This is a genomic window from Polynucleobacter sp. VK25 (assembly GCF_018687355.1).
GTDB lineage: Bacteria > Pseudomonadota > Gammaproteobacteria > Burkholderiales > Burkholderiaceae > Polynucleobacter.
In genome coordinates this window covers 1,990,148-2,000,070 of sequence record NZ_CP061288.1, presented here as the reverse complement: position 1 = coordinate 2,000,070, position 9,923 = coordinate 1,990,148, and the positions used below count along the sequence as shown (strand labels likewise).

Annotated in this window: 7 protein-coding genes and 1 pseudogene; 7 read left to right on the top strand and 1 reads right to left on the bottom strand. The window is 46.4% G+C overall.

The window, feature by feature from the left end; translation table 11 throughout:
• Positions 1-190 precede the first annotated feature (190 nt).
• The 7 genes and pseudogenes from rpmH to mnmC all read left to right on the top strand — a co-directional run.
• The gene (gene rpmH / locus AOC21_RS10095) at positions 191-325 is read left to right on the top strand and encodes a 50S ribosomal protein L34 (RefSeq protein ID WP_011903922.1); all 135 of its coding nucleotides are present in this window, start codon (positions 191-193) and stop codon (positions 323-325) included.
• Positions 326-396: 71 nt separating this feature from the next.
• On the top strand, positions 397-651 hold the full coding sequence (rnpA, locus tag AOC21_RS10090; protein ID WP_251371513.1) for a ribonuclease P protein component: 255 nt from the start codon (positions 397-399) through the stop codon (positions 649-651).
• Entirely contained in the window at positions 548-886 is a 339-nt protein-coding gene (gene yidD / locus AOC21_RS10175) for a membrane protein insertion efficiency factor YidD (RefSeq protein WP_256437820.1), read from the top strand. The genes rnpA and yidD overlap by 104 nt, the downstream gene beginning before the upstream one ends.
• Positions 887-901: 15 nt before the next feature.
• The gene (gene yidC, locus AOC21_RS10080) at positions 902-2,572 is read left to right on the top strand and encodes a membrane protein insertase YidC (protein WP_215391834.1); all 1,671 of its coding nucleotides are present in this window, start codon (positions 902-904) and stop codon (positions 2,570-2,572) included.
• A gap of 42 nt (positions 2,573-2,614) precedes the next feature.
• Complete coding sequence (gene mnmE / locus AOC21_RS10075) at positions 2,615-3,976, top strand: tRNA uridine-5-carboxymethylaminomethyl(34) synthesis GTPase MnmE (protein ID WP_215392819.1); 1,362 nt, start codon at positions 2,615-2,617, stop codon at positions 3,974-3,976.
• Between the two features lie 89 nt (positions 3,977-4,065).
• Positions 4,066-5,931 carry a phosphoenolpyruvate carboxykinase (GTP) gene (locus tag AOC21_RS10070; protein ID WP_215391833.1) on the top strand — a complete coding sequence of 622 codons (1,866 nt, stop codon included), beginning with the start codon at positions 4,066-4,068 and terminating at the stop codon, positions 5,929-5,931.
• A 38-nt stretch (positions 5,932-5,969) separates the two neighbouring features.
• Positions 5,970-7,058, top strand: a pseudogene (gene mnmC, locus AOC21_RS10165) (FAD-dependent 5-carboxymethylaminomethyl-2-thiouridine(34) oxidoreductase MnmC); the annotation flags it as partial.
• Here mnmC and AOC21_RS10065 read toward each other — a convergent pair.
• On the bottom strand, positions 7,031-9,703 hold the full coding sequence (locus AOC21_RS10065; protein WP_251371511.1) for a DNA topoisomerase III: 2,673 nt from the start codon (positions 9,701-9,703) through the stop codon (positions 7,031-7,033). The pseudogene mnmC and the gene AOC21_RS10065 sit on opposite strands and share 28 nt — an antisense overlap.
• Between the last annotated feature and the right edge of the window lie 220 nt (positions 9,704-9,923).

The window sequence follows — 9,923 nt, the reverse complement described above, 5'->3', positions numbered from 1 at the left end:
AAGTTATCCACAAGCAAGAAAAACGTGGAAAAGCTGTGGATAACTTGTGAATAATAAGAAAAACTCTATTTAAATTAATGATTTAAGGGAAAATTAACAAAAAATAGAGAAAAACACCTACATATTCATCGAGATGGATTGACCTTTTGCTCTGCAACAAGGAAAATACTTGGTTTTCCAGGGATCGAACATGAAAAGAACTTACCAACCCTCAGTAACCCGTCGCAAGCGCACACATGGCTTCCGCATTCGCATGAAAACCAAAAGTGGACGCGCAGTTTTAAATGCACGCCGCGCAAAAGGCCGCAAGCGTTTGGCTGTTTAATTTAGCCATTGAATAGCGCAAGGATTTCTGAATTACTAAAAGCACGCCCCAAGACAAGTTTGTATTGGGGTATGTATATTGCATCAACACAAGAGGGTGTTAAGCCCGACTTGGGTGTTGCAGTAGCAAAAAAGTTAGCCAAAAGAGCGGTAGATCGAAATCGCCTAAAGCGGATGATCCGCGAATTGGTTTGGGCAGCTCAAGCCAACACATTGGATAAAGATGTCGTGGTTAAGCTCAAAAAACCAATTGGTCGCGAGACTCGTGGCAGGCTTAGAAAAAAAGAAAAAGAAACTTTGCGCTCCCAGATTTCGGGGCTGCTTTAAGGTGCGTGTTTTAAATACTGTGGCAATAAGGCTGGTAAAAATATATCAACTAACCTTAAGCCCGTATTTGGGTATGCACTGCAAATATGTGCCCAGTTGTTCGCAATATGCTTGTGACTGCTTTAGTCATTACGGATTCATTAAAAGCTTTAGGCTGACGGTGTGGCGCATTTTGCGCTGTAACCCATGGTCACACGGCGGTTATGATCCTGCGTTAAAAGATACAAAACATTAACTTAAGTGAACGTAAATGGACTTTAAAAAAACAATTCTTTGGGCAGTATTCTCGATGTCGGGTCTCATGCTCTACAACAATTGGCAGGTTCATGAAGGCAAGCCATCCTTGTTTGGCGGCGCCCCAGCGAGTGTTTCAGCGCCAGCCGACAAGGCTGCGGCAGTAAATAAGGTTGATGTCCCCGCTCAAATATCGGGCGCTCCAGTTGTAGCGGCCACGCCAGCTGTTAATAGTGGCGCAATAGAGGGCGCAGAAAAATTCACCCTACAAAACGATGTTCTCGTTTTAGAGATCAGCACAAGTGGCGCAAATGTTATTGATGCGAAATTGCTGAAAGCCTTAACCGCAGAAAATAAACCGGTTGAGCTATTTCAATACACACCAACACATAAATATTTTGCACGTTCCGGTTTGATTTCTTTAAACAGCGATCTTCCAAACCACACAAGTCCATTTAAATTAATTCAGTCTGGCAAAGATGGATCTGGTAGACCATTTGCTGTTTTTGCTAGCGAGCGCAACGGCGTGAAGTTAGAAAAAACATTCATGCTTAATCCCGGCAGCTATGTTGTGGATGTTGGGCACCGCGTAACCCAAAGCAGTAACAATCCAAATCCACTAGTTCTTTACACAGAAATTGTGCGCGATGCTTCGCAAGAGCAAAAAATTGGCCCCTTCGGCGGCGCCTTCTCCGCGAGCACCTTTACAGGGCCCGCGGCCTATACCGATAAAGAAAAATTTAATAAGCTGGAATTCACAGCAATCGATAAAAACAAGATCACCATTCCAACACAGGTTGCTGCTGGGGAGCCTGCTTGGATTGCAATGGTTCAGCACTACTTTGCAAGCGCATGGATTCCGGGCGATAAGGTTGCGCGCGATATTTATGCGGGCAGAATCGATAACAACTTGTATCGAATTGGTATGCAAACTCCGCTTGGGGTGATGGCTTCTGGCTCTACAGTTGTTGAAAAGGCTAAATTATTTGTAGGCCCACAAGAAGAGCGTGTTTTAGAAACGATTGCCCCTGGATTTGAGTTATTAAAAGACTACGGCTATTTAACTATCCTTGCTAAACCTATTTTCTGGCTCTTGGATAACATCCACTCTTACGTTGGCAACTGGGGTTGGTCAATCATTCTATTGACCATCTTGATTAAGTTGGTGTTCTTCCCCCTTTCTGCCGCTAGCTACAAATCTATGGCGCGCATGAAGGAAGTGCAGCCACGCTTGGTTGCCATGAAAGAGCAGTACAAGGGCGAGCCACAAAAACTGAATCAAGCCATGATGGAGATGTATCGCAAGGAAAAGATCAACCCATTGGGCGGTTGCTTGCCTGTAGTCATTCAGATTCCAGTATTTATTTCCCTGTATTGGGTTTTGTTGTCATCCGTTGAAATGCGTGGCGCGCCATGGGTTTTGTGGATTCACGACCTCTCAGTGCCAGACCCGTATTACATTTTGCCGGTCATCATGGCTGTTTCGATGTTTGTACAAACTAAGTTGAACCCAACACCACCGGACCCAATTCAGGCAAAAGTCATGATGTATATGCCGATTGTTTTCTCGGTCATGTTCTTCTTTTTCCCTGCCGGCTTGGTTTTGTACTGGGTGGTAAACAATCTATTGTCAATTGCACAGCAGTGGCAGATTAATCAAATGTTTGGAAAAAAGCCCGCTAAGTAATTTGCGTGCCGCATAAAAGCTTGCAATAAGAAGATAGCAATGATGACAAGAAAGCTGCCCATCATTGCTGTCGCAACTGCGCCAGGCAGGGCCGGCGTGGGCGTAATACGTATCAGCGGACAAAATTTGAGCCCTCTTGCGAGCGCCCTATTTCAAAAAAAACTTTCCCCAAGACAGGCGAATCTTTTAACGCTATGTGATGAGCATGGCCAGGCTATTGATCAGCTCATTGCAATTTACTTTGTTGGCCCCGCGTCATTTACTGGTGAAGATGTTTTAGAGCTTCAGTGTCATGGCGGCCCACAACTACTCGAGTTAGTAATGAAGCGCTGTCTCCAATTGGGGAAGGGTGAGGGTCTTGTTATTGCTGAGCCGGGTGAGTTCACTCTGCGGGCTTACTTAAACAACAAGATTGATTTGACCCAGGCCGAGGCAATCGCAGATTTAATCGATGCGCAAAGTGAGGCTGCAGTCCGTGGCGCAGCCCGTTCTTTGCAGGGCGCTTTTTCTGATGACATCAACAATTTGATAGAAGAAATCACCCAGCTAAGGATATTGGTTGAGTCGACTTTAGATTTTCCTGAAGAAGAGATTGAGTTTTTGGAAAATGCTCAGGCACGCCAGCGTTTAGCTGCTGTCAAAGAAAAATTACAAGACTTACGTGCTGGCGCCAAACAGGGAAAAATTTTGCGCGATGGCATTCAGCTGGTGCTGGCTGGTGCGCCGAACGTTGGAAAAAGCTCTTTGCTTAATCGCTTGGCTGGCGAAGAGGTGGCTATTGTTACCCCTATTGCGGGAACCACCCGAGATCGGGTCAAAGAAAGCATCACGATTGACGGCGTACCAATGCATATCATTGACACGGCAGGCCTGCGTGATACAACAGATGTCGTAGAGGCAAAAGGTATTGAGCGTTCTTGGGATTCGATCCGCCTGGCCGATTTGGTGATTTTTCTAACTGATGCCCAGTCAGACCCCCAGCAGGATGACCTAAAAACCCGGATTTTGAAAGAATTGCCCCCTAAATGTGCCGTCCTTGAGCTCGTGAATAAGGCGGATTTGCTCCAAGAGCCATCAAAAACAGTCCCTGGCGAAGCCTTATTGATTTCTGCTAAAACGGGCGCTGGAATAGAGCAGCTAAAACAGAAGATTCTGGAGCTCGTAGGTTGGGATGGCCCTCAAGAGGGCGCAATTTTGGCTCGTAGAAGGCATTTAGATTGCATAGAGCGAGCTGCCGAACATATTGAAAAATCAGAACAATTCGCCGCAAATGGCAACAATTCACTAGAATTATTCGCCGAAGAGCTTTCTTTAGCTCAAAGGCATCTTGGTGAAATTACTGGAAAACTGCTTCCAGACGATCTTTTGGGCAAAATCTTCAGTCAATTCTGTATTGGCAAGTAAAGGGTTTGTGCTGTGTGGGCCCAGGGGTAAAAATTCACCCAAAATGTTAAAATTGTCGGATTAAATATTTAATCTTCATAGGGAAATATATGACTTCAACTACCAGCGGCCAAATCAATGTAAATGCGCCGGCTTACGTAAAAAACAAGCGTTTAATTGAGTGGGTTGGCGAAGTTGCCGCTCTCACAAAGCCTGATGCGATTCGTTGGTGTGATGGTTCGCAAGCTGAGTACGATGAACTTTGTGAATTGTTGGTTAAAGCAGGTGTATTTAAGCGCCTCAATCCAGCAAAGCGTAAAAACTCATTCTTGGCTTTATCCGATCCAGATGACGTTGCGCGCGTAGAAGATCGCACATATATCTGCTCTGCCAAACAAGAAGATGCTGGCCCAACTAATAATTGGGTTGAACCAAAAGAAATGCGTGCCACTCTACAGCCATTGTTCGATGGTTCCATGCGCGGCAGAACGATGTACGTCGTACCGTTTTCTATGGGCCCGATCGGTTCACCGATTGCACACATTGGCGTTGAGTTGTCTGACAGCCCTTACGTAGCGATCAACATGCGCCTCATGACCCGCATGGGCAGAGCGGTAATTGATCAGTTGGGCGCAGATGGTGAATTTGTTCCGTGCGTTCACACAGTTGGCAAGCCTTTGACCCCGGGCGAAAAGGATATGGCTTGGCCAAACAACAAAACCAAATATATTGTTCACTACCCAGAAACTCGTGAAATTTGGTCATTTGGCTCTGGTTACGGCGGCAATGCATTGTTAGGTAAAAAATGTTTTGCCTTACGCATTGCTTCCAATATGGGACGTGAGCAAGGATGGCTCGCAGAGCATATGTTGATCTTGGGTGTTACATCACCTGAGGGAAAAAAATACCACGTAGCTGCAGCGTTCCCATCGGCTTGTGGCAAAACCAATTTCTCAATGATGATTCCACCAGCAGGATTTGACGGCTGGAAGGTAACAACCATTGGTGACGATATTGCATGGATTAAGCCGCGTAAGGACCCTGTTACAGGTAAAACCCGTTTGTTTGCGATTAACCCTGAGTCTGGTTACTTCGGCGTTGCTCCTGGAACAAACCGCCAAACAAATCCAAATTGCATCGACTCATTAAATGAAGATGTGATCTTTACAAACGTCGGCTTGACTGATGATGGTGATGTTTGGTGGGAAGGTTTGACAGATACACCGCCAGCGCATTTGATCGACTGGCAAGGTAAGGACTGGACTCCGGCTGATGGTGCTGCAGGTCGTAAAGCCGCTCATGCAAATTCTCGCTTCACAATGGCAGCCACAAATAACCCGGCTGTTGATCCTAAGTGGGATGACCCAGAAGGCGTTCCAATCGATGCATTCTTATTCGGCGGTCGTCGTTCAACGACTGTGCCCCTCGTTAGCGAAGCGCGTGATTGGGTAGAGGGTGTTTACATGGCCGCAACTATGGGTTCTGAAACCACTGCTGCTATTACAGGTCAAGTTGGTGTTGTTCGTCGTGATCCATTTGCAATGATTGCATTTGCTGGTTACAACATGAGCGACTACTTCCAGCATTGGCTCAATATTGGCAAGAAGCTTGAAGCCGAGGGCGCTGTATTGCCTAAGATCTATTGCGTGAACTGGTTCCGCAAAGGCGACGACGGCAAGTTTGTTTGGCCTGGATACGGTGAAAACATGCGCGTTCTGGCATGGATCTTGGGCCGTGCAGACGGCACTGCAAAAGGCGTTGAAACTGTATTTGGTATTTCACCAGAGCACGGTGATATGAACTGGAAGGGCTTAGACTTCTCGCTTGAGAAGTTTGAGAAAGTGATTACCGCTAAGGTAGATGACTGGAAAAACGAACTCAAGCTGCATACAGAGTTGTTTGAGCACCTTGGTGAGCGCCTGCCTAAGGAATTAGCAGAGATGCGCACCAAAATTGAAAAACGCTTGAACGCTTAAGCTTTCAGCAACACCGATATCTATCTAGATTTATTTAAATGACCAAACCCCAACACCATGAAATAGTGGTGATTGGGGCAGGCATTTGCGGAGCAACCATTGCAAATGAGTTGCTCGAGCGTGGCAAAGCAGTTTGCATTGTTGATGCCGCCGCATCCCCAGCCACAGCTTGCTCAAGTCATGCTTATGCCATTGCACATCCACATATTGGCAAGGGATCCCCTCGTTTATTGCGACTAACGCGCATAGCATTCTTGCTTGCAGAAGCCCGCTGGAAAGATATTTGGGGGCAACATGGAATATTTCAGCCAAGCAAAAAAGACAAAACGTTTGATCGCTCTGAAACGACTGGGCATCTCCATTCTTTGAATCTTGATCAAGATATGGCCATTGCTATGGATGCACAAGAGGCTAATAAGATTTGTGGAATTGAGCAAAGCGGCGTTTGGTTGCCGCGAGGCGCCGGCTTAAATTTGTTCGAAGCAAGTACGCAGTTGCTACAAGATCGCGAGGGCCTGACTTGTCTTTGGAGTGTGCGGGTTGCACGCTTAGAAGAGCGTGAGAGTCAGTGGTGTTTATTGGATGCCTCAAACCAACCCATCATTACTGCAAACAAAGTTATTGTTGCTTGTGCCATAGAGGCCAAGCCATTAATGGCTAGTGTTGGCATTCGTTTGCCTTTAAGGCCAGTAAGGGGCCAGCTCAGCATTTTCAAGGTGAACGAAGGAGATGCTTGGGTTAAAAAGTTGCCCCGGGTTGGCATCACCGGTGATGGGTATTGTCTGCCTGCCAAGCGGCTTGAAGACGGCAGCTATGAATGGATTGTAGGTTCGAGTTTTGATGAGGGTGAAGACGATCTCACTCCAAGAGAAGCAAGCGATGATTTCAATCGCGAGCAAGCGAGAGGTTTAGTGAATTATCCAGAAGGCGATCTTCGTGCATTAATAAAGACTGGAGAATTTGTTGGTGTTCGCTGTGTTGCCGGAGATCGTTTGCCAATCATTGGCGCGCTCACTCAGCGCCCAGGAATATTTCTCGCTACAGCCCTGGGCTCGAGAGGAATTTTATGGTCCGCCCTAGCGGCCAAGCTAATTACCGCTCAGCTACTAGAAGATGATTTTGCTTTGCTTGCGCGCTTTGGCTTTGCTGCTGACTTGGTCGCCGCACTAGCGCCAGCCCGCTTCTTCGCCGGAGCCGCGCCTTCAGCCTTAGGAGCTTTGGCCTCAAATTCAAAACCAATTTTGCCTGCGGAATCCAAAGCCAAATAGGCTTTAAAGCCACGCCCAGTGCGGTTCGACTTAAAGTTGGTTAGAAGATCAGTCTTACCTTCTTTTAATAATTTTTGAACTTGTTCGGCTGAAACTTCTTGTTGCAACACCACTTTTCCGGTTTTGAAATCACATGATTTACTAGGGCCGGTATTGTTTTCGCACACATAACGCATGCCATCTTCATACACTGCGCCAGAGCACTTTGGACAAACGCCCAGCGCTTGTCGACCTGTAAAATCTACCGCTTCAGTTTCATCATCTTGTGTATTACCAAAATCAAATTCGAGTTTGAAGCCAGCGTTTGGATAATCTTTATCGTCTTCTGGAATTTCGCTTAACTTAATAATGGCAGCGAATGGGCGCCCCATTTTGCTGCGGAATCCTTGTAGTGGTCCGATCGTTTTCTCGCGCAACAACTCTTCTACTTCAGGGTATTCAAATGCACGTCCACCCGGTGTTTTACTGATCGTAAAGCCACACTTCTCACAGGCAAAACGGCGATAGTTTTCTTTAACAGGACCCTTACAGTGTGGGCACGGCGTGGTCATCGTGGCGTAATCGCCTGGAATGGTATCGCTGTCATATTCTTTGGCACGCTTGACGATGCGTTGAGTCATTTGTGCAATTTCTTGCATAAACGTATCGCGATTCATCTTGCCTTGCTCGATAAGCGATAGCTTATTTTCCCAACTACCAGTTAAGTCAGGACGCGTTAATTCTTCAACATCTAGACCGCGGAGCAAAGTCATTAACTGAAAAGCTTTTGCTGTTGGTATCAGCTCGCGCGCTTCACGCACCATGTATTTTTCTGCGAGCAAGCCTTCGATGATGGCAGCGCGTGTTGCTGGCGTGCCTAAGCCTTTTTCAGCCATAGCTTCACGCATTTCATCGTCATCAACCCATTTGCCGGCGCTCTCCATTGCGGAGAGCAAAGTTGCTTCTGTATAGCGTGCAGGCGGCTTTGTTTTTAAAGGCACGGCAGCAATAGATTCCGTTTGTACCGACTCGCCCTCTTGAACTGCAACTAGCTCATCATCTGCCTGATTAGATTTGCCATAAACCGTTAACCAGCCTGGATTTACAAGGACTCGCCCTTCAGTCTTGAAGTGGTGTCCAGATACCTCGGTAATGCGAGTGGTAACGCGGAATTCTGCAGCAGGATAAAACACCGCCAAGAAACGACGTACGACTAAGTCATATAGCTTAGCCTCAGGCTCGCTTAAGCTCTTAGGCGTTTCTAATGTTGGAATGATCGCAAAGTGATCAGAAATTTTTGAGTTATCAAAAATGCGTTTGTTTGGCTTGACCCAACCGTAGCCTGCTTTAGCTTTTGGATCTTTTGGGTCGCCCTTGAGAATTTGCTTAGCAAAAGCACGATAGTCTTGCGAATTCTCAGCAAGATTCTCCATGGTCTGCTTAACAGTATCGAGGTAGTCCTCTGGCAGTGCTTTTGCATCAGTACGCGGATACGTTAATACTTTGTGGCGCTCATATAAGGCTTGTGCAAGACCCAATGTATTTTTTGCAGAGAAACCAAAGCGTGCATTTGCTTCGCGTTGCAAGCTTGTTAAATCAAACAATTGGGGGGCAAGTTGTGTTGCAGGCTTGGCTTCTTCAGAGACATTGGCTTTTTTGCCGCGACATGCAGCCACAATGCTTTGTGCTGCTGCCTCGCTCCATAAGCGATTCTCGCGAGCATCAGGTTCAGCAACATCTTTCTTAAACTTCGGATCGAACCAACGGCCTTCATAGATGCCGGCTGCAGCGATAAATTCAGCCTTCACCTCCCAATAGTCTTTGGAGATGAACTTGCGAATGAGCTCTTCACGCTCCACGACAATAGATAGTGTTGGGGTCTGTACACGACCTACAGTTGTTAAGAAGAAACCACCGCTCTTACTATTAAATGCCGTCATGGCACGCGTGCCATTGATGCCGACCAACCAGTCCGCTTCAGAGCGGCAGCGAGCCGCATCAGCGAGTGGTTTCATATCTTCATCTGTGCGTAAGTTCGTAAATCCCTCGCGAATGGCGGCCGGGGTCATCGATTGCAGCCATAAACGTTTAATCGATTGCGATGCTTTTGCATGTTGTGCAATCAAGCGGAAAATCAATTCACCTTCTCGCCCCGCGTCACAAGCATTAATCAGTGCAGTGACATCTTTACGCTTAATCAGTTTTTGCAAAACCTTGAGACGTGATTCTGTTTTGGCAATTGGGCGCAAATCAAAATAAGGAGGCACTACTGGCAAATTTGCGAAGGACCATTTGCCGCGCTTAACGTCAAATTCTTCGGGGGCGGCAATTTCTAATAAATGGCCAACCGCAGAAGAAATTAGAAATTCATCGCTCTCAAAATAATCTTCGTATTTCGTAAAGCCGCCCAAAGCCTTTGCAATGTCATTGGCAACAGAAGGCTTTTCCGCAATGATGAGCGCCTTGGGATGGTCCCCGGCGGCAGTCTTCGAGATGCTTTTTTTGGTAGTTGCTTTAGTTGCCACGCGTTTTGCCTAAATTTGAGCTAGAAATGATGTTTTTTGGGTAAAACGGATGGCCAATTTAAACCAAAATCGGGCTTGGCCAATTGCATACCCCTTTTTTATTATTAACCGATAAATTAGAAAAAGTCCAAAAACCCCTATTTTTGACTTGTTTTCGCCCGGTTAAAACCCCAAGTTTTTGAACAAAACCTCCTTTTAAGCCCCTTAAATACAGGTTTTA